Origin of the sequence: Methanosarcina sp. DH1 (genome assembly GCF_020804205.1) — an archaeon.
Taxonomy (GTDB): Archaea; Halobacteriota; Methanosarcinia; order Methanosarcinales; family Methanosarcinaceae; genus Methanosarcina; species Methanosarcina vacuolata.
Map to the genome: position 1 here is coordinate 11541 of NZ_WJBJ01000030.1, position 19438 is coordinate 30978.

The window sequence follows — 19438 nt, forward strand, 5'->3', positions numbered from 1 at the left end:
TATATTAAATTTGCACTGCTCTGGGGTAAGTTAGGTTATATAGGTTATATGAATGTTGAAACTTTACAATTTCAAATTGAAAATCAATGTATTTCCTGAAACAAATTCAAAAATAATTTATTAGTTTAGATATTATTAATAACAAAATTCAAGGATATAGGATGATTCGCTATGGTTAAGAGAGGCATTCCACTTTCAGATACTAAGGCTCTTTGGGGTAAAAGTGGCAATAGCTGTGCTTTTTGTAGAGCAACCCTAGTCGAGAGCGATAGTAATAATAGTGCTTATCTTGTAGGTGAAATGGCTCATATTGAAGGGGAAAATCCTGGTTCTGCACGCTATAATTGTAATATGAATGAATCTGAACGAAATAGTTATGAGAATTTAATTCTTCTGTGTCCTCGTTGCCATACAAGAATTGATAAAAATCCTGCTGATTTCACAGTAGCTGATTTAAAGAAAAAAAAAGAAGATCATGAAAAATGGGTTTTTAATACTCTTCAATCAAGTATGGTAAGAATTAATTTTTCAGAATTAGATGTAATTTGTAAGTACCTAAAGAACACACCTATTACAGTTGGTGAAGATATAACTCTTATCCTCCCTAAGGAGAAAATAAACAAGAATAACCTCTCGATTGGGGTTGAAAACTTAATTACGATGGGAATGTTGCAAAGTAAACTAGTAAAAGACTATCTCAACAGAAATCCAGATATCGAGTTTTCTGACAGGTTAAGGGCAGGATTTGTAAGAAAATATCAAGAATTGGTGGTAAGTGGACTTGAAAGAGATGGACTCTTTTATGGATTATTCGATTTTGCTACACAAAATTCACTCGAACCTGGAATACGTGCAGCTGGTTTGGCGGTACTCACTCACTTTTTTCAAATATGCGAGGTTTTTGAAAAATGATCGCACCTACTAAAAACAAAACATTTCGCTATTCTATTCTTGGAGCTTCTTCAAAAATAATTCCCGAGTTAAAAACGCCTCATACAGTTAGTTCTCTTTGGGAAAAAGTTCGCATCCTTGAAGAAATAAGCAGTTTTGGAAAATATATTTTATTGTTAGACTTTTTATATATGGTAGGCTTGATTAATCTTGATATGGGATTAATCACACTTAACACTCCTTCTAAGAACTTACTAGAATCTGATTCTTTTAAATTTACCATTTTTGAGACTAAATTCTCCGAATTAAAAATATTTACTAATTTTTCAGAGTTTTGCGAGGAGTTAAGTAATGATTTTACCGAATAAAAATGTAACACTTCGTTATTCTCTTTTGGGTACAGGCTCAAAAGTTATTTCTGAATTAAAATCTCCTCAAACTGTTACTTCTCTTTGGGACAAAGTTCGTAATTATGAAGAAGTAAGCACATTTGAAAAATACATATTGTGCTTGGACTTTTTATACACGATTGGTATAATCGAGCTGGAAAAGGGACTTATCAAAAAGGTGCTAAAATGATTATCGGAATTAGAAGTGATCACCCATCTTTCAAGAATGTAGAATTTAAAAAAGGCTTCAATGTTATACTTGCAAATAGAACTAAATCTTCTACTGATAAAGATTCAAGAAATGGTCTGGGTAAATCTACTTTATTAGAGATAATCCATTTTTGTCTTGGCGCAAAGAGTGAAAGTTTAAAGATAAAAGAGTTAGAAAATTGGACTTTTATACTCGACATTATCTTAAAAGGGAAAAAGTACACAGTTTGTAGAAACACAAAAAATTTCCAAAAAGTGAAGATAGAAGGGGACTTTTCGGAGTGGCCTATAAAACCAGTCTACGATAAAACTAAGAAAGCTTATTTTATGAAAATAAATGATTGGACCAATATATTGGGTTACCTCGTATTTAATTTGCCTATAGAACTCAATGAACAAAAATACACTCCTACTTTTAGAAGCTTAATTTCCTATTTTGTAAGGCGTGGAGTTGGTTCATTTCAAACTCCTTTCAAACATTATCCTCAACAAAAAGAGTGGGACATTCAAGTTAATAACGCCTACTTACTTGGTTTAAACTGGGAGTTTGGTGCTAAGTTCCAGAGCATAAAAGACAAAACAAACACTTTAAATGAACTAAAAAAAGCTTCAGATCAAGGTTTATTAAAAGGATATGTTGGATCTCTAGGTGAGCTTGAAGCTGATAGAGTAAGGTTGGAAATGGAAATTCAAAGACTGGAAAAGCAACTTATAACTTTCAAAGTCCATCCACAATATTACGATATTCAAAAGCAAGCTGATTCTCTTACAAATGAAATTCATGATATCGTAAACAAAAACACGTTAAATAAACAGATATTGAGTAAGTATGAAGAAAGTTTTATTGAAGAAAATGATATTTCTTTAGAAAAAGTTGAGAGAATTTACAAAGAAGCTGGGTTCGTTTTTGAAGTTAATTTAAAAAGAAGTCTTCAAGATGTATTATCTTTCCATAAGGAAGTAGTTACAAATCGTAGGGAATACTTGCATTCTGAAATCGGTAGGCTTAAAGATGAGATTGGAGCACAAGAGCGTCAGATAGAGCTATTGTCTGACAAAAGATCTGAGTTATTAAGTATTCTTAAAACTCATGGCGCTCTTGAGGAATATGTTAAATTACAAGACCGGATGAATACATTGAAGCAAGATTTAGAAAACATCAAAAATAAAATAGAGAATACAAAAAAGTTTGATGAAGGAAAAAGTTCTCTAAAAATTGAAAAGGAACAACTTTTACAAATTGCACGCAGAGACTTTGATGAGAGAAAAAGCTTTGTTGAAGAAGCAATTCAAATCTTCAATGAGTATTCTGAATATCTGTATTCAGAGCCAGGAATTTTGTCGATAGACACTCGTGATACAGGTTTTAAGTTTGATATCGACATAAAAAGAACAAGAAGCCAAGGAATAGGCTACATGAAGGTTTTTTGTTACGATCTAATGTTAGTCAGATTAAACTCTGAAAGATTAAATATTAAGTTTCTGATCCATGACAGTACAATATTTGATGGCGTTGATGAACGGCAAATTGCAAAGGCTATGGAGTTAGCTGCATCTGAGTCGGTTAAGCATGGATTTCAATACATATGTGCAATAAATTCTGATTGTATTCCTTATAATGATTTTTCCGATAGCTTTAGGTCCCAATTTGGTAGTTATGTCAGGTTGGAATTAACAGATGAAAATGAAGAGGGCGGATTACTAGGCTTCAGATATTAATATTAATCAATCTAACACTTTATTTCTTTAATCTCAGATTATCTTTCAAATAACCTGAGAATTTTGAAAATACTCCACCGTTTCTAGATTTTTCTTCAGATGTATTCTAAACCGAAATTATAGAAGTCTGAGGCTAACATTACATTCAAGTATTGAAAACCCTTAAATGAATAGTAGATGAGCAGTCTTTCTCCTATCTATCAAAAAAGCATTCAGGATCTGAAATCCCTGGTTTTTGAAACTTTAAAAGAAGAAAATGTTACTGTTATACTCTTCGGTTCCAGGGCAAGGGGAGACTTTAGTCGAGTATCGGACATAGACATTGGAATCCTGCCCGGGAAAAATTTTGACCGGAGAAAATTGGTTTTCTTAAAAGAAAGAATTGAGGATCTTAATATTCCCTATACAGTTGATATTGTGGACCTTTCCAGGGTTTCGAAAGTTTTTAAACAAAAAGCGCTACGAGAAGGGATTGTGTGGAAACACTAAAGCTCAGGATCGAAACCACTGAAAAAGCACTCAAAACTTTAAAGGCAATTACGGAAGAGCCTTATTCAGTAATAGTTCGGGATGCTGCTATCCAGAGGTTTGAGTATACTTCTGAGACCTTCTGGAAAGTTGTTAAGGGTTACCTTGATGTTCAGGAAGGAATAGTCTGTAATTCTCCCAAATCTTGTTTCAAGGAAGCGTTTAAAGTAGGTCTTCTTTCGGAAGAGGAAACTGTCAAAATCCTTGAGATGGTAGATGATAGAAATATCACATCTCATACCTATCATGAGGAAGTTGCAGAAGAAATCTACCGGCGGGTAGGAGATTACTGGAAACTGATGGACGAGATTTGCAGGCGGATAGTTAATAAAATTGAATTGGATTTTCGGGGCCGTCCGACAGAAAAATAATAATAAAGTTGTAAAAACCGGCTGAAATTTGCTTCAGCTCTAAAAGATGCCCTTGAATTCTTTTTTCGCTTTTCTCGCTTATGGGATTTTATGTTCCAGCCGCGCCTGGGCGCGGGACAAAACAGGTTTGAGATGACTATTATTGATTCCCAGGTTTTGATTTTTGATCTTTTACACCCTATCCTGTTTTCAAGACAAATATTTAAAGATTGAAGCCGAGTATTAATTATGGACGCCATCTCGACTTTAAAAGAGCACGAGAAATTTATCCGGCAAAGATTCGGGGTCAAAAGAATAGGAATATTCGGGTCTTTTGCGAGGGGAGAGGAAAGAGAAGATAGCGATCTTGATGTGCTCGTGGTGTTTGAAGATGGGCAGAAAACTTTCGATAATTATATGGATCTGAAGTTTTATCTGGAAGACTTATTTGGACGGGAAGTCGATCTTGTTACCGAAAAGGCACTTAAGCCGCAGTTAAAAGACATCATTATGAAGGATGTCGTGTATGCCTGAAAAAATTTCTACTTTTTATTTTGAGGACATCCTCAAGTCGATTGAAAAAATTCGGAGATATCTGGGCAATGCTTCTTTTGATGAGTTTCTGGAAAACGAAATGTTAATAGACTCAGTAATCCGAAATCTTGAGATAATAGGAGAAGCTGCTTCACGTGTTCCTCCTGAAACCCGCGTCAAGTATCCGGAAATTGAGTGGAAAAAGGTTGTGAGCTTGAGAAATATCTTAATTCACAATTACTCTGGAGTTGACCTTGAGATTGTCTGGGATATAATAAAAAACAGACTTGACCCATTAGAAGCAAAAGTAAGGCAGACTTTTACTGAAGAAGAAATACATTACGAAGAATGACATTGCAGGAAATTTGTAAAAATAATCCAGCTATAGAATCCCAATTGAAATTCGATTTTTGATTCTTGAAAGCGGCGGCCCAATCTTCTTTCGCTTGATAGAGTTTTTTCGCTCTATCCAGTTTTGCAGGGCACAGGAAATTAACTTAGGAACACTTTTTATTGCCTTATTTTCTCGATTTTTGGCTTATATAACCCGCTTTAAATTTATGATTTTACTCTTCTCGTCATCAATGCTCAGGCTTTATCCCATGTCCATTAACTAAAATGTTAATCAGGGCCTCTGAATATTATTTATGTGGTCATATACTATTATTTCATACAGGGTCAACAACTTTTAATATCACAAACTTCTAAAGCTAGAGTCGGTGGGGTAAATAATGCATTTTCGATATGAAGATGCCTCTTTGAGATCACGTCGGATAGTGTATACTATGCAGGGTACTTTCGAACACAAAGTGCCTTTTTGAGATCTCGTTGGATTTTTAGAGTACATACTCAGAGCACTTTCTAAAAGGAAATGCTTTGAGACAATATCAGATAGAATACATTATGAGTGGGGTTCACAAAATGACATCAAAGAGTTTAAAAGAAATCGTAAGATCCGTAAAGGAAAAAAGAATTTTACATTCGGAAAAGCTTATAGAGATGACTCACTGGCTCCATAATCTGGAGTTTCTGGTCGTACGAGTGATGATGTTTGCCATAGGTGTTCACCACCTCTATGTGTACACCATAAAAACTGTGTTCGGAGTTTGATATCTTAACTCAGCTTCACAGGTAGGCTGATTCCTTTCGGATAAGAAAAACTGCCTGCCGCCAGAAAAACAGCTTCCGGATCAAAATTGGGGAGGCCCCAGTGTGGAGGTGGCAGTGATTAGCTAAAATTAGGAGGAAGATTGCCAGTGCCTAATACGGATCGGGTTCGTTCAACACAACAAAGAAACCGCAAACCTGAAGCCGCAGATCGCAAGAGCGCAGCACTTTTCAGGTGGACTGTTATGCTTTGTTTCTTAGTTGCATACTACATAAACGGGGTTTGGCAAATACCAGAGCGCAGCCCCTAAATTAACTTTTTTGTGGTATTTTCTTTATTTTGCCACAATATTTTTTTCCAAAATTTTTTCCTAAAATTATCCTTGAGATATTTGAGATATCCTTGAAATATTATACTTTTAAGTCATGCACTTTCAAGTCATGCGTTTTTTCCATTAATTTTAAATTATCCGGCAACTTATGAGAAAACTCATGGCTCCAAAAATTCTTGTTACCAATGATGATGGCGTATACTCCACAGGTTTGAAAGCTGCTTTTGACAGCGTTTCGGACCTCGGGGAAGTTACAATTTCGGCTCCTGCTGTCCAGCAGAGCGGAGTCGGGCGTTCGATTTCTATCTTTGAGCCTCTAAGGATCACGAAAACAAATTCAGGAGGAATGCCTGCGTACTCTGTGGGAGGAACCCCCACGGACGCTGTAATTCTGGGTATCTTCACGATCCTTAAGGAGATGCCTGACCTGGTGCTTTCCGGCTTTAACATCGGGGAAAATATAAGCACGGATACAATCACCACCTCAGGGACAATAGGAGGGGCCCTTGAGGCTGCAAGCTACGGCGTGCCTGCAATTGCTGCTTCCATGCAGGTGCTTGATGAAGGACAGAAATTCGATGATCCCAGGAACTACCATAGAGAGCGTTTCGAGGCTGGAATTAAAGTGGTAAACAAAGTGGCTCGAAACGTCCTGAAGTATGGCATGCCGGAAAATGTGGATCTTCTGAACATAAATATCCCCTATCACGCTGAAGAAGATACTCCTATAGAGATAACCCGCCTTGCAAGAAAAATCTTTAAAACGGGTGTCGAAGAAAGGCGTGACCCAAGAGGCAGACCCTATTACTGGATTGCAGGCGACCTTATCCGGGAGGAAGAAGAAGGAACTGATGTGCACGCCATTATGCAGAAGGGACACGTTTCAATAACTCCGATTTCCCTGGATTCAACTGCCAGAATAGAGTTCTCAGAAATCGAAAAATATCTCTAAATATCTTCAGATAACTCTGGATTTCAAACTACTCCGATTTGGAAAGCTATCTGGAACCTCAAACGGCTGAGAGTTCCAAAAGTTAATCTGAATTACAAAACGGCAGAAGAAAAGACATGTAATGATTCAAAATTCACCTGAAACGAAAAACGAAAAGAGGAAATTTACCCAAAACGAAAAACGAAAAGAGGAAATTTACCTGAAACGAAAAACGAAAAGAGGAAATTTTGGTTTTTGAGAGATGTTAACTCTCTTTTGTCCAAAAAAGCCCTTTTTATTCGTTCAGTTCATCTCTTTCGATATGAATGGAAATTTCCTTCCATTCGCTATCTATATTATGCAACGTTTCTACCATTGCTTTAATAATGTTTACTACGATTTTCTGGACAAAGTCATTCATCGGGACTTTTGCCCCATCTACTAAAAGTTCAATCTTCACTTTCTTTCCTCCTTATTGTTATATTCATCTCTGATTCATCTCTGAATCTACTTTTTCTCTTTAAGCCTTTTCTCCCTGTTCAGGAATACTGACAGGCATACAATATGGTTTCCTTCGGCTTACTGCAAGCTTAAGCAGCTTTTCGATCTCATCAGGGCTTTTTGCTTCCCTTACATCCACAAGGTTGTCATTTACCAGCAAACAGGGCTTGAACTTCCCATCTGCTGTGACTCTCAGCCTGCTGCAGTAGGCGCAAAACTCCGAGTTGTCCATGGGACGAACGAATTCAACCTCTACCCCATCGATAATGTACTTTCTTCGGTGGTGCAGGTGCCGTATCCTGATTTCACTTGCTTTCTCAGCCAGCTTCTTTTCAAGAGCTTTCGAGTCAATCATGTACTTTGAAAGCCTGGGGTCAACATCCATAAGCTCGATTAGTTGCAGGATAACCATTCCATTATAAGGCCGGACAAACTCCATCATAGAATTAATCTCGTCATCGTTTATGCCTTTAAGGAGTACCATATTCAGCTTCACAGGAGTCAGCCCAGCTTCAACTGCACTGTTAATACCTCTGATAACTTTCGTAAGTGAGCCAGGGGGCGCTCCGGTAATTCTTTCGTATATTTCAGGAACGAGAGAATCCAGGCTTACATTTACCCTGTCCAGGCCCGCATCTTTAAGGGCTCTTGCTCGTTTTTCAAGCAGAATGCCGTTAGTGGTCGCAGAAACTTCTTTTAACGGAGGAAGGCAGGTAAGGATTTCTTCGAAATCCTTTCGAAAAAGCGGTTCTCCTCCTGAGAATTTTATTTTATTGACCCCGAATTTTGCAGCTTCTTTAACAATCCCACAGATTAATTCCGGTTTCATTTCGTGTCCTACCGGGCCGCAGGTACAGCAATCTGCACCTTCATTATGGCAGTACATACACGAAAGGTTACACCTATCAGTTATTGATATCCTGAGTCCTGTAACCTTCCGTCCGTAAGGGTCTTCAAGAGTTCTTTTTGAATTTTCTTCTGCAACTTCAGGAGCTTTTTCTGGATTTTTCTGCTTCATGGCTGGTTAAAATCCCCTATTAAATATTTAGCATGAAAATGCTGCCATCTGCAAGCACTTTCATTAGGTGTGAATGTTATTCAATGAATATCATGTTCGTTTGGCATTCAATTCTTTATTAACTGACAATCTGAGCCTGAATATTTTCCCTTGTTTGCGGGATAAAAATTTCATCTTGGGAACGATCCTGGGAACAATCTATGAAATGATCTATAAACGGGTCAGTCCATAGTAATCCTGCTTTCAAATAAATTGGCATTTCTGAGAAAAGGCCCGGAATGTCTTGCTGGTTTAATTGAATAAAGATACTAATATTGACTGAATAAGTATACTGATATGAACCGGATACTTAAGGCAATATGAATTGAACATATAATGATATAAGTATATGATTACTAGAGTCCTAAACTAATTATTTAATTTTACCTATATAAATGAATACTATAATTATCTGATGAGCTTAAAATCTGAAAATCGGAGCCTCTTTTATCAATATTTTTTTGAATTGAACTGTTCTTTCCTCAGAGTAGATATAACCCTTACTTAAAATTAATGTGCACGGATGCAAATATCAGGACTTTCGGATTTTCCAAAAAAGAATCAGTCAGAGTGGAATCAGTCAGAGTGGAATCAGTCAGAGTGGAATCAGTTAGAGTGGAATCAGTTAGAGTGGAATCAGTTAGAGTGGAATCAGTCAGTGTGAAATCAGTCAGAATGGAATCAGTCAGTATAGAATCAGTCAGTGTGAAATCAGTCAGAATGGAATCAGTCAGTGTGAAATCAGTCAGAATGGAATCAGTCAGTGTGAAATCAGTCAGAATGGAATCAGTCAGAATGGAATCAGTCAGAATGAAATCAGTCAGCGTGAATTGACATTCCTTGCATAGATTTTTTGAGTCTTTCTTTTTTACTCATTGGCATGAAAGTGTTTTCAAGTACTTTCATTTCTTTGTGCATGTTATTCAAAGAATATCATGTTCGTTTTTCCTGAAAACAACCATAAAGCGCTTAAAACAGATGCATAATAAATGCAGGTCATCCAGTGTTATGTGGCTGATATTGCCATGGTTAAGTATTCATTATGACAAATACTTGCGTTTTTGTGCAAGAAACGCACGTCAGCTCCATTTGCACTGAGGATCGGAACAGCTCCGTCACTATTCACTTTCAACTTTAGTAGAGCCAGTTTACTCAGTTGAAATATCCTCATCAGGAGAAGAGAGCTCACTGAGTTCTTCGATTTCTTCTTCTCCAAGCACTCTTGCAAGATTTAGTAGAATAAGAGGCCTGTTCCCTACTTTTCCAACGCCTACCAGGTATTCCGTATTGATTTTTGATTTGATCATCTCGGGGGGCGGTTGAATTAAAGAAGGTGGCAGGTTAATGACCCCCTTTACGGAATTTACAAGCATTCCAAGGACTGTATCTTTAACCTCCACTATGATAATTCTAGATAGGCTGTCAGTCTCTTTTGATCTGAAGTCAAGCCGCTTGTTAAGGTCTATCACCACGAGAATCTTTCCCCTCAGGTTAATGAGCCCTTTTACGCATTCTGGAGCCTGAGGGATGCGGGTGATCCTAGGAACTGGAATAACTTCGGAGACCTGCATAATATCTACTCCGAACTCTTCACCTGAAAGTCCAAAGGTCACTAAACGAAGATTTTCTTCCGAAAATCCTGAACCTTCATCTGATGTTTCTTCAAACATTTGAATTCCTCAAATTAACTCCAAAATTTTAACTTGACATGTTTTCTGACCCTTCTTTTAAGTCACCAAATTTGAACTTCTCCGTAGCTGTTTTCATTCTTTCCCCAAGCAAAGAAAGATCGCTAGCCATGTTAGCAAGTTCTGACATTGAAGCACTCTGCTCTTCAAGAGCTGCAGCAGTTTCCTGGGTCCCTGTGGCGGACTGTTCCGAAATTGAGGAAATATCCTCCAGAGCGGAAGTGATTTCTTCAATAGATGCAGACTGTTCTTCTGTAGCAGCTGCAACATCCTCTACCATATTTGTAATTTCATTGATTGTAGTTACAATCCCTGCAACCATTTCAACTGCGTTATTAACAGACAGGGAACCGGCCTGCACATCTTTTTTACTGGCCTCTATACTTTCCACGGTTTCACTGATACTGTTTCTTATTTCATCGATTAAGCTGGAAATGTCATTAGCAGCACGACCGGATTCGTCGGCAAGTTTTCGGACCTCATCGGCTACAACAGAGAAACCCCGGCCGTGCTCGCCAGCCCGTGCAGCCTCAATTGCAGCGTTCAACGCAAGCATATTTGTTTGGTCGGCAATCCTGGTAATAAGAGTTACAATTTCATTGATTTGTTGAGACTTGGAGTCAAGCTCCGTTATCACTTCCTTAGTTTCATCAACAGAGAAGCGAATACGGTCCATATTTACCAGGATTTCTCTTGAGGCGTTTCCGATGTTATTGACAGAGTTATTGACAAGATTCGTATTTTTAGAAACTTTCTGGGTATTCTCCGCAATTTCCTGGATATTGTGTGTCATGTCCTGCATTGCATGAGTTATATCCACTATTTTTGTACTCTGCACTTCAGCCCCGTTTGAGATTTCAGTTGCAGTGTCAGAAATTTTCCTTGAAGCTGAAGCCACTTCCTCAGAAGAAGCAGACATTTCTTCTGAAAGTGTAGAAAGGTGAACCGAACTTTCCTGAATTCCTTTTATCAGGCTCCGAAGATTTTCAACCATTGATTTAAAAGCTTGTGATAGTTGAGAGATTTCGCTTCTCGAATTTCCTTTAATCTCAACACTAAGGTCTCCCTTAGAAATTTTCTCGGCCGCTTCGAGCAGTTCATATATGGGTTTTCTGTAGAGGTCCAAAATCACAAAAACAAGTAAAGCACCGATAAGTATTGAAAGAAGAGTAACGAAAAATATTTTATTTATAGAATTTACGATCAGAGTGTTGAGCTTCTCTTTCTGGTCGGCACTGGCGGCTTCAGCACCCCCTTTAATCTGTGAAGCTATGGTTGCCATATTTTTCACATCAATCGCCTGTTTCTGTTTAAGAATCGTCAGGCGATCAAAGTCATTACGGCTTTCTTTGACATTGGCAATTATTGTGTTTCCAAGCTCAAGGTTTTCAGGTTTTACCATCTGCTGATTTAAACTCTTGGTAACTTCAGTTATATTCTCCATAAGCCGATAGAAGTTTTCCGCATACTGATCTTCGGAAGTAATTATATAATTCTGGTACTGGTTTCGAGCGTCCATTGCAAGTATGCTGATTTTCTGAGCTTCCTGAGCATTGGATAATTTTTGCTGGAGAACTTCGCCTGAAGAACTGTTTTCTACATATTGTTGATATTGAAACATCTGGTCTTGATAAAGTTCATCTGCTTTCTGTAAAATAAGCTCTCCATTTGAGTCAATATCGGTTCTCAGGGCTATCTCTTCATCGTTTGCTTTAACATAGCTATCAAAATTTTCCCTGAATTCGCTAGAATTTTTAAGAATAGAATCCATTCGGCCCTGGTTTACAGGATCAAGGTAGCCGAGATATATTTCTTTGGATATAGATGCTTGTGTGGGTATAAGATCAAGATGTTTATAAGTGTCTTCCTTATAAACAGGATCACCATAAATAACATAACTTTCCTGAGCTTCCAGGGCTCCCTGCATATTATTTGTGATAAAGGTCATGTTTTGAATGGCCCGGCTTTTCTTTTCAACATCATTCATACCATGATAACCTGTGTACCCAACAAAGAAAATCAAAATCAGAAGAAGAGCAAAGCCTATAACTAGATGCCCTATTTTTGTGTTTTTATACATTTTTCTCACCCTTGCCTTCAGCTTCTCCACTTCTATACATCTTCTATACCTCTTCTATACCTCTTCTATCTTCATGGGCTGTTAAAATATCAGTAGTATCCGCAAGGAAAGGTAAATGGGGGAATGTTTCTATGGAGACTGCCTGATCTTCCCAAAAAATTATTCAATACAGACTATTTAAGAGTTGATAAATTTTTTGATATATTAAAAAAGAGAACATGATAGAAAATTATTTTCTGTGATTTTAACCCAGTTTCACTCAATATCTCTTTAGATGTCTACCAAGTCTGACCTTTAGGCAACCGTCTTTTTATTTTTGCATATATATTGAAACTCTCTTTTTAATTTCACATACATATTGAAACTGTCTTTTTATTTTTGCATACATGTTATGGACTTACGCACCTGAGCAACATAATGAATTACGGCAAAGACTGTGAATAAATTATATCTTCAAGAGTCCGCTATTGTAAGAAAATACTCGACCTGTGAGCCAAAGTCGCCAAAGTTTATGGGTTTGGCAAGAACAGCATAACATCCAGCCTTAAGGAACTTTTCTTTACATTCAGGATCAGAGTAACCTGTGACCGCAACTACCTTTATACCCCGAGTTTCAGGGTTGAGTTTTATTTTTTGAAGCAATTCAAGACCGTGCATTTTCGGAAGTTCCATATCAAGTAATATCAGGTCAATTTTTGCTTTATTGAGAATTTCAAGAGCTTCAAAACCATTTTTCGCCTTTTTCGGCTCATGTCCAAAGGACTTAAGTAAGTCTGCTTCAACGGTCAGATTAAGTAAGTTATCTTCAACAATCAGAATTTCAGGCACTCAAATCTCCTCCTAAGGGGGGTTGCTTGAAGATTTTGTAAGCTGAACTTTTTGTAAATAAGATTCATAAACGAGATTTTTTTGTAAACAAGATACTATAAATGAAATTTTGTCAAATAAATGCTAAGTAACGGATTTTCTAACGCATTGAGTTTTCTAATGCATTGAGTTTTCTAACGCATTGAGTTTTCAGTGTCGCGTCAATTTTCAAGGATTCACTGATTCCGAATAATTGTAATTGATTTTATGCTACATTTTACAGTTGATTCGACACTAGTGAATAATGAATTTTTTAAGTAAGGTCTGAAACAAGAAAATGTAAAATGAAAATCTTTCCTTGTATCTTTACATGTATACCTTAGTCTTCCCTAAAACCAGGGCCATAAAGTTATGGAGATATTATTCTATCTTCAACAAGTATACCTTAGGCCTATAAATATTCCCGAGGTTAGTTTCAATTTACAATAATATATGAAGTTTAAGAAAATATAAATTTATTTGTTAGATTTAGATTCATATTATCAATATATAAATAGTGATAAAAATAATTTATTTAAATTCAAGGTTCGTTTTGGGCATTACTGTAGCAGAAAAGAACGGAAGTTAATCCCAGATTAAATCTAAAACAAACAGAGAAACGCTTTATTTATAAAACATAATATAATTAACACATTATTTAAATTTGAAGATCAAAACCGGAACTCGGCTGAAGATTGGGAAAGAGTGGACAACTTTTGCAAATAATTCATTAGCATGTCAATTAACTAGAGAATCTAAATAAATTTCAGCTTTCTGACATTATAAAGACAATTAAAAAATTTAATATAGCAGGTCTCGCATATATTTTTCTACACAATTTGGATAAATATGTCTTAACAAATAAAATGTACTGGTTACACATGTTAACCCTGAATAATTTTTGAATTAGGTCCTTTGATTCATGGCATAGGTTTGTGCAGAATATGCAAGCAAAAGGCAAACTTCTGCAGAGATAAAAATAAGGTGTCGAACATTCCAAAAAATAAAAGTGTAAATATCATCCGATATTGTCGCTTGTTCAAGAACGGAAGAAGGGAAATGAATGGCCAGAATTATGATCGTGGACGATGCCGAATTTATGCGGATGATTATTAGAGATATTCTTCTGATTCACGGACATGAAGTTGTTGCTGAGGTAGATGATGGGGAAGAGGCAATTCAGATTTATTTCGAAGTAAAGCCCGATATTGTGTTAATGGATATAATTATGCCAGATATGGATGGAAAAGAGGCACTGCAAAAAATTCTTACTATGGACCCTAAGGCAAAAATAGTAATGTGTTCTTCCATTGGTCAACAGGCCCTCATAACTGAATCAATGAAAATAGGAGCTATGGGTTTTATAGTAAAGCCTTTTGAGCCTGATGGAATGCTCGATGTAATAAAAAAAATTGCTGAACCGAATTAGATCCGATTTGAGCCTGATTGTAGATCAGTACTATTAAATCAAATTGCATTAACTGAAACTGCATTGAATAAAACAATTGAAGCTGTATTGAATAAAACAATTGAAGCTGCACTAATTATGTCAAATTAGACTTTTGTTAAATAAAAATTACAAGACGAAACTATTAAAAGACGAAACTATTAAAATAAATATTATATTTGAAGAAAAGTGCTTGAGATGACTATCCGCGCACTTATAGTGACTGATTCTGCTTTAATTCGCAAATTCCTTTCCAATATTCTCAGTCAGGACCCGAATCTCAGAGTTATAGGAACGGCATTCAATGGAAAGGACGGCCTTGAAAAAATTAAAAAATTAAGGCATGATGTCGTTCTTCTAGACAATGTTATGCCTATTTTTGATGGCCTTAAGACTCTTGCACGGGTTATGAAAGAGCACCCAACTCCTGTTGTAATGATTTAAGCCCTTGGAGAAAGAGCTAAGAAGATTACGCTTACAGCCTTTGAATAAGGAGCAGTGGATGTAATCCAGAAGCCTGAAGGGATTCTCAGTCAGAGCATACCAGATATGGCAGAAGAAATTTGCAGAAAAACCCGTGCAGCTGCAAAATCTAATCTTGAAAATCTGGAGTTCATGCAAAATAGAAAATTGAAAAAACCGGACATCAATAAAAGAAAAAAATTAGAGTCTAAAGCTGAACAGAAATAGGGACTAAACAAATGTTAGGATTAAACTAGAAATAGGGACTAAACAAATTTAAGATTAAAACAGAAACAGGGACTAAACAAATGTTGGGATTAAAACAGAAATAGAGATTAAAAACCATAATTGAATACGAGACCTAATCTAGAATTCAATCCCATTGAATTCTGTGTTGAAAAATCATCTAAAAAGGAAAAAAGAAAAAAAGGAAAATCTGAACTTCCAAAAAAGCAGGGAAAATTATGGATATATCAAAATATATGGGCATTTTCAGGGCAGAGTCTGAGAAATATATCAAAGAGTTGAGTGATTCCCTGCTGGTGCTTGAGACTGATCCTGAAAATGCGGAACAGATGAATACGCTATTTCGTGCAGCTCATACATTCAAAGGTATGGCCGCAACTATGGGGTTCAAACAAATTGTAGAGTTAACGCATGAAATGGAAAGTTTGATAGACAGACTGCGTACACGGCAAATTGTACTTAATTCTTCTTTGATTGATGTTCTCTTAGTATGTGTGGATGCCCTTGAGGAGCTTTTAGAAAATGTCTGTGAGAGTGAGGGAAATAAGCCCGGAAAAAGAGAAAAAGATGGGGATACTAAAAACGAATCCCATACTGATGTCTACGAAGTGTTAAAAGCCCTAAGGGAAGTAAACGATTCTCCTGAAAACGTTTCCATTCAAAAAGCCGGAGATAAATCCCTGCCTGCAGAGAAAGAAAATGAAGAAGGTGGAGAAGAAGGTGGAGAAGAAGGTGGAGAAGAAGGTGAAGAAGAAGGTGAAGAAGAAGGTGAAGAAGAAGGTGGAGAAGAAGGTGGAGAAGAAGGCTGCAAAATAAAAGATAACGGAAAAAAATGCATTAGAGATAAAGAAGTATCAAAAACTGCAGAAACTAATAAAGTAAAAAATGCCACGAAAGAAATATATCGACCAGAAAAAGAAGAAAAAACTTCAGCTTATCCAAAATCAAATCCTAAAGTGAAAATTGTTCAGAACCCAAGAATCAGTACCGAGCAGCTTGATAAATTGATGAATCTCGTGGGCGAGCTCGTAATTAACCAGAGCAGAATAAACGAGCTTACACGCAACCTGCAATCCAAGGAGCTTGAGGCTGCACTTTCAGATTTTCATAAACTAACAAGAGAACTGCAAGACGAAGTGATCGAGGCAAGAATGGTACCTCTGGACCATATTACCTATATCTATCCCAGAATGATCAGAGATCTTGCACGCTTACAAAATAAAAAAATTGATTTTATAATCAAGGGTAAAGAAATCAAGCTCGACAGAACTATTCTCGAAGAAATTGGGGATTCCCTGGTTCACCTGTTAAGAAATGCAGTAGATCACGGAATCGAAATTCCGGAGAAGCGTTTGAAACTTGGGAAAAAAGAGAATGGTACTATACTGGTTACAGCTTCAAGACAGGAAAATTTTGTCCTTATTAGAATAGAAGATGATGGATGTGGAATAGATACTAACGAAATCAGGAAAGTTGCATTAAAGAAAGGAATTATCTCAAGAGAAAGTGCGGAGCAGCTTCAGGAAGAGGAAGCAATGCAGCTTATCTTTACTCCAGGTCTCAGTACCTCTGATAGTGTTACAGATATCTCCGGAAGGGGAATCGGGATGGATGTTGTAAAAAACAGAGTTGAACGCCTTGGAGGATCCGTAAAAGTTGAGTCAAAGCCTGGACTTGGTTCCAGGTTCGAATTGAAACTCCCTTTAACCGTTGCGGTTTATCAGGCCATGCTGGTAAGAGTTGAAAAGGAAAAGTACGCAATTCCCTTCACAAACATAGTGAAAAACATTGAAGTTAACTCGCAGGAAATCAAGCATATCAAAGGACAGGAAGTCATTTTAATAGACAATAAAATTCTTCCACTTTTAAGATTGAGAAGGCAGTTTCAGCTATCTGATGATGACAACGAGAACAATATTTTCGTAGTTATGGTTGAAAAACACGGGCAATATATTGGAGTAGTCGTAGACGAGCTGCTTGGAAAACAGGAAGTAATAGTAAAAAGCTTCAAAAGTAAGCTTCTTGACAATACCGGAAGATTTGCAGGAGCAACAATTCTGGGCGACGGAAACGTTATTTTAATTATCGATGTTAACTCCCTTATTTGAGATACGTAGGAAGCATTAATGGGGATAGAAAAGCCTGGATAAAAAAAGGGATAAGAAAACTGGATAAAAAAAGGGATAAGAAAACTGGATAAAAAAAGGGATAAGAAAACTGGATAAAAAAAAGGGATAAGAAAACTGGATAAGAAAAACGGGATAAAAAAACTGGATAAAAAAACGGGATAAGAAAACGGGATAAAAAACCTGGATAAGAAAACCTGGATAAGAAAACCTGGATAAGAAAACCTGGATAAGAAAACCTGGATAAAAGTACTGCCGGTGAAAAAATGGATAACGGTCCAGTTAGAAAGGCAAATGATAGTGAAATAAATAAAGAGAAAAATAAAGGGAAAAGTAAAGAGATAAATAGAGGGATAAAAACATATCAAAATCTAGAAAAAGACCCGGGCTTTGAATTATTAAAGAGAACTATTAGTGGAAACACCGGCTTTAACTGTGAATATTATAAGGAAGCTCATTTCAAGCGTAGAATTAACGTGCGCGTTCGCGCCACCAATTCTGAGAGTTATGGAGCATATCTGAAACTTTTGAAGAAAGATCCGGAGGAATACGAATTTCTTCTTGATGCTCTCACTGTAAATGTTAGTGAGTTTTTCCGAAATCCTGAAACCTTCAGAATAATCGAAAAAGATGTCGTTCCCTCTCTTGTTACAAACAGATCAGGACTATTTATCCGATCAATTCGCATATGGAGTGCTGGTTGTGCGGCAGGAGAAGAAGCCTATTCCCTTGCTATCCTGCTTCACAGGACCCTGAAAAACGACTTTAATAAGTATAGAATAAGAATTATAGGGACGGATATTGATATTCAAAGTCTGGAAAAAGCCAAAAAGGGCATTTATAATGAGAATTCACTTAAAAACCTTGATCCAGGCACAAAGGAACGTTATTTCTTCAAACAGGGAGATAATTATCAGGTAATAGACGAAGTTAAGAATATAACGCAATTTAAACGTCACGATTTGATTTCAGATCCCAGAATCGATCATTTTGATCTTATTGTCTGCCGAAACGTAATGATATATTTTAAAAAGGAGATTCAAGAGCAATTACAGCTTAGTTTCTACAGGGCTCTCGAAAAAGGAGGATTTTTTATAATAGGAAAGTCCGAAACACTGCTTGATACTGCATCAAGTTTCTTTAGATCTTACAATACAAGAGAGCGCCTGTACATAAAGGAAATCTAAAGGGAAATTTATGGAAGATCAAGAACCTGAGGAATTTGTATTATCCGAAAATTAGTTTACTTTTTTAATTTATTTTAATAATTATATCATGTATACAGATAACCCAACTATTTCATTTCAACTTCAAACTTGCTTTATTTTATACTATAGTTCTCCTTTACTCAAATGAGTAGAAATTACTCAACATTTAATTTATGCCTACCTGCTGCTTTATCGCCTATTTAACTTTCGTACAGTTTTGAATTTGTGAAATCATTTCAGGACACAGCACAAGGATACCGACAAAAATTACGGACGTAAAGCAACCCTTGATACTTCTACTGGTGATCTCCTAATAAGGACTATTTTTAAGGACTATTTTGAGAGAAGAAGTAATATTGATAAATAATTTTAGATTTTTAGATTTTTAAAGCAAGTCATTTTTTAAACTGTTCATTTTTGAATTCACTCTCGTTTCTTCATCTTTAGGACTTACGCACTTGAGGAACAAAATCAATTACAGCAAAGACTGTGAATTAAAGTCATGTTTTAAACAGTTGGCGGTCTGATGCTGTTGATTTTTCATTTCAACTGCGTAAGTCCTAATCTTTTCTCTAAAAACGCACATGAAATTCTTCTAATCACAAGCATAAAGAAATGAAAGTACTTGTAAGAACTTTCATGCCAAAATTATATATCTGATATAAATATTATAATTCACATTATTAGTTCCATTAATAAAGCAAAAGAAATAAAAGTAGCATAAAACTTTAAATGTGTATCTGAGGCTAGATCCAAGGTAAAGTGACACTCTGAATATACTTGAGC

Annotated in this window: 21 protein-coding genes; 16 read left to right on the top strand and 5 right to left on the bottom strand. The window is 36.5% G+C overall.

The genetic code is table 11. The features are described 5' to 3' along the window. Positions 1-171 precede the first annotated feature (171 nt). The 11 genes from FXW07_RS16585 to surE all read left to right on the top strand — a co-directional run bounded on the left by FXW07_RS16585 (position 172) and on the right by surE (position 7012). Positions 172-912, top strand: coding sequence for an HNH endonuclease (locus FXW07_RS16585; RefSeq protein WP_229396497.1), 741 nt, complete (start codon positions 172-174; stop codon positions 910-912). Then, the gene (locus tag FXW07_RS16590; protein WP_229396499.1) at positions 909-1259 is read left to right on the top strand and encodes an ABC-three component system middle component 6; all 351 of its coding nucleotides are present in this window, start codon (positions 909-911) and stop codon (positions 1257-1259) included. The genes FXW07_RS16585 and FXW07_RS16590 overlap by 4 nt, the downstream gene beginning before the upstream one ends. Further along, positions 1243-1470 carry an ABC-three component system middle component 6 gene (locus tag FXW07_RS16595; RefSeq protein WP_229396501.1) on the top strand — a complete coding sequence of 76 codons (228 nt, stop codon included), beginning with the start codon at positions 1243-1245 and terminating at the stop codon, positions 1468-1470. Before FXW07_RS16590 ends, FXW07_RS16595 begins: the two co-directional genes overlap by 17 nt. Beyond that, positions 1467-3209 carry a DUF2326 domain-containing protein gene (locus FXW07_RS16600; protein ID WP_229396503.1) on the top strand — a complete coding sequence of 581 codons (1743 nt, stop codon included), beginning with the start codon at positions 1467-1469 and terminating at the stop codon, positions 3207-3209. Before FXW07_RS16595 ends, FXW07_RS16600 begins: the two co-directional genes overlap by 4 nt. A gap of 177 nt (positions 3210-3386) precedes the next feature. Next, a complete protein-coding gene (locus tag FXW07_RS16605) occupies positions 3387-3698 on the top strand; it encodes a nucleotidyltransferase domain-containing protein (protein ID WP_229396505.1) in 312 nt (103 codons plus the stop codon). Next, entirely contained in the window at positions 3686-4108 is a 423-nt protein-coding gene (locus tag FXW07_RS16610; RefSeq protein ID WP_229396506.1) for an HI0074 family nucleotidyltransferase substrate-binding subunit, read from the top strand. Before FXW07_RS16605 ends, FXW07_RS16610 begins: the two co-directional genes overlap by 13 nt. A 228-nt stretch (positions 4109-4336) precedes the next feature. Continuing rightward, positions 4337-4621 carry a nucleotidyltransferase family protein gene (locus FXW07_RS16615; protein ID WP_229396508.1) on the top strand — a complete coding sequence of 95 codons (285 nt, stop codon included), beginning with the start codon at positions 4337-4339 and terminating at the stop codon, positions 4619-4621. Then, the gene (locus FXW07_RS16620; RefSeq protein WP_229396511.1) at positions 4614-4973 is read left to right on the top strand and encodes a DUF86 domain-containing protein; all 360 of its coding nucleotides are present in this window, start codon (positions 4614-4616) and stop codon (positions 4971-4973) included. Before FXW07_RS16615 ends, FXW07_RS16620 begins: the two co-directional genes overlap by 8 nt. Before the next feature lie 569 nt (positions 4974-5542). After that, the gene (locus tag FXW07_RS16625) at positions 5543-5731 is read left to right on the top strand and encodes a hypothetical protein (protein WP_229396513.1); all 189 of its coding nucleotides are present in this window, start codon (positions 5543-5545) and stop codon (positions 5729-5731) included. A gap of 146 nt (positions 5732-5877) precedes the next feature. Beyond that, positions 5878-6039: a hypothetical protein gene (locus FXW07_RS16630; protein ID WP_229396515.1), complete on the top strand. Its 162-nt coding sequence runs from the start codon at positions 5878-5880 to the stop codon at positions 6037-6039. 169 nt (positions 6040-6208) lie between these two features. After that, positions 6209-7012, top strand: a complete 804-nt coding sequence (gene surE / locus FXW07_RS16635) for a 5'/3'-nucleotidase SurE (protein ID WP_229396517.1) — start codon at positions 6209-6211, stop codon at positions 7010-7012. Between the two features lie 274 nt (positions 7013-7286). Here the strand turns inward: surE and FXW07_RS16640 are convergent, their stop codons facing one another. The 5 genes from FXW07_RS16640 to FXW07_RS16660 all read right to left on the bottom strand — a co-directional run bounded on the left by FXW07_RS16640 (position 7287) and on the right by FXW07_RS16660 (position 13145). Continuing rightward, positions 7287-7451, bottom strand: coding sequence for a hypothetical protein (locus FXW07_RS16640; RefSeq protein WP_229396519.1), 165 nt, complete (start codon positions 7449-7451; stop codon positions 7287-7289). Positions 7452-7511: 60 nt separating this feature from the next. Next, on the bottom strand, positions 7512-8510 hold the full coding sequence (gene moaA / locus FXW07_RS16645; protein WP_229396520.1) for a GTP 3',8-cyclase MoaA: 999 nt from the start codon (positions 8508-8510) through the stop codon (positions 7512-7514). A gap of 1187 nt (positions 8511-9697) precedes the next feature. Continuing rightward, positions 9698-10219: a chemotaxis protein CheW gene (locus FXW07_RS16650; protein ID WP_229396522.1), complete on the bottom strand. Its 522-nt coding sequence runs from the start codon at positions 10217-10219 to the stop codon at positions 9698-9700. 28 nt (positions 10220-10247) lie between these two features. Then, a complete protein-coding gene (locus FXW07_RS16655; protein ID WP_229396524.1) occupies positions 10248-12317 on the bottom strand; it encodes a HAMP domain-containing methyl-accepting chemotaxis protein in 2070 nt (689 codons plus the stop codon). Between the two features lie 453 nt (positions 12318-12770). Further along, the gene (locus FXW07_RS16660; protein ID WP_048123420.1) at positions 12771-13145 is read right to left on the bottom strand and encodes a response regulator; all 375 of its coding nucleotides are present in this window, start codon (positions 13143-13145) and stop codon (positions 12771-12773) included. Positions 13146-14226: 1081 nt separating this feature from the next. Between FXW07_RS16660 and FXW07_RS16665 the strand changes: the two genes are divergently transcribed. The 5 genes from FXW07_RS16665 (at position 14227) to FXW07_RS16685 (ending at position 18631) form a co-directional block, all read left to right on the top strand. Further along, a complete protein-coding gene (locus FXW07_RS16665) occupies positions 14227-14592 on the top strand; it encodes a response regulator (RefSeq protein WP_229396526.1) in 366 nt (121 codons plus the stop codon). Between the two features lie 216 nt (positions 14593-14808). Then, the gene (locus FXW07_RS16670; protein WP_229396600.1) at positions 14809-15054 is read left to right on the top strand and encodes a response regulator; all 246 of its coding nucleotides are present in this window, start codon (positions 14809-14811) and stop codon (positions 15052-15054) included. A gap of 105 nt (positions 15055-15159) precedes the next feature. Then, on the top strand, positions 15160-15300 hold the full coding sequence (locus FXW07_RS16675) for a hypothetical protein (RefSeq protein ID WP_229396528.1): 141 nt from the start codon (positions 15160-15162) through the stop codon (positions 15298-15300). Between the two features lie 236 nt (positions 15301-15536). Then, entirely contained in the window at positions 15537-17426 is a 1890-nt protein-coding gene (locus FXW07_RS16680; RefSeq protein ID WP_229396530.1) for a chemotaxis protein CheA, read from the top strand. A gap of 284 nt (positions 17427-17710) precedes the next feature. Beyond that, positions 17711-18631 carry a protein-glutamate O-methyltransferase CheR gene (locus tag FXW07_RS16685; protein WP_229396532.1) on the top strand — a complete coding sequence of 307 codons (921 nt, stop codon included), beginning with the start codon at positions 17711-17713 and terminating at the stop codon, positions 18629-18631. Positions 18632-19438: the final 807 nt, after the last annotated feature.

What these genes read in the sequence shown, in the direction of transcription:
- FXW07_RS16620 (WP_229396511.1), top strand. Translation starts at nt 4,614, where the DNA reads ATGCCTGAAAAAATTTCTACTTTTTATTTTGAGGACATCCTCAAGTCG.
- FXW07_RS16670 (WP_229396600.1), top strand. Translation starts at nt 14,809, where the DNA reads ATGACTATCCGCGCACTTATAGTGACTGATTCTGCTTTAATTCGCAAA.
- FXW07_RS16685 (WP_229396532.1), top strand. Translation starts at nt 17,711, where the DNA reads ATGGATAACGGTCCAGTTAGAAAGGCAAATGATAGTGAAATAAATAAA.
- FXW07_RS16590 (WP_229396499.1), top strand. Translation starts at nt 909, where the DNA reads ATGATCGCACCTACTAAAAACAAAACATTTCGCTATTCTATTCTTGGA.
- FXW07_RS16605 (WP_229396505.1), top strand. Translation starts at nt 3,387, where the DNA reads ATGAGCAGTCTTTCTCCTATCTATCAAAAAAGCATTCAGGATCTGAAA.
- FXW07_RS16595 (WP_229396501.1), top strand. Translation starts at nt 1,243, where the DNA reads ATGATTTTACCGAATAAAAATGTAACACTTCGTTATTCTCTTTTGGGT.
- FXW07_RS16625 (WP_229396513.1), top strand. Translation starts at nt 5,543, where the DNA reads ATGACATCAAAGAGTTTAAAAGAAATCGTAAGATCCGTAAAGGAAAAA.
- moaA (WP_229396520.1), bottom strand. Translation starts at nt 8,510, where the DNA reads ATGAAGCAGAAAAATCCAGAAAAAGCTCCTGAAGTTGCAGAAGAAAAT.
- FXW07_RS16600 (WP_229396503.1), top strand. Translation starts at nt 1,467, where the DNA reads ATGATTATCGGAATTAGAAGTGATCACCCATCTTTCAAGAATGTAGAA.
- FXW07_RS16585 (WP_229396497.1), top strand. Translation starts at nt 172, where the DNA reads ATGGTTAAGAGAGGCATTCCACTTTCAGATACTAAGGCTCTTTGGGGT.
- FXW07_RS16615 (WP_229396508.1), top strand. Translation starts at nt 4,337, where the DNA reads ATGGACGCCATCTCGACTTTAAAAGAGCACGAGAAATTTATCCGGCAA.
- FXW07_RS16650 (WP_229396522.1), bottom strand. Translation starts at nt 10,219, where the DNA reads ATGTTTGAAGAAACATCAGATGAAGGTTCAGGATTTTCGGAAGAAAAT.
- surE (WP_229396517.1), top strand. Translation starts at nt 6,209, where the DNA reads ATGAGAAAACTCATGGCTCCAAAAATTCTTGTTACCAATGATGATGGC.
- FXW07_RS16665 (WP_229396526.1), top strand. Translation starts at nt 14,227, where the DNA reads ATGGCCAGAATTATGATCGTGGACGATGCCGAATTTATGCGGATGATT.
- FXW07_RS16655 (WP_229396524.1), bottom strand. Translation starts at nt 12,317, where the DNA reads ATGTATAAAAACACAAAAATAGGGCATCTAGTTATAGGCTTTGCTCTT.
- FXW07_RS16680 (WP_229396530.1), top strand. Translation starts at nt 15,537, where the DNA reads ATGGATATATCAAAATATATGGGCATTTTCAGGGCAGAGTCTGAGAAA.
- FXW07_RS16675 (WP_229396528.1), top strand. Translation starts at nt 15,160, where the DNA reads ATGGCAGAAGAAATTTGCAGAAAAACCCGTGCAGCTGCAAAATCTAAT.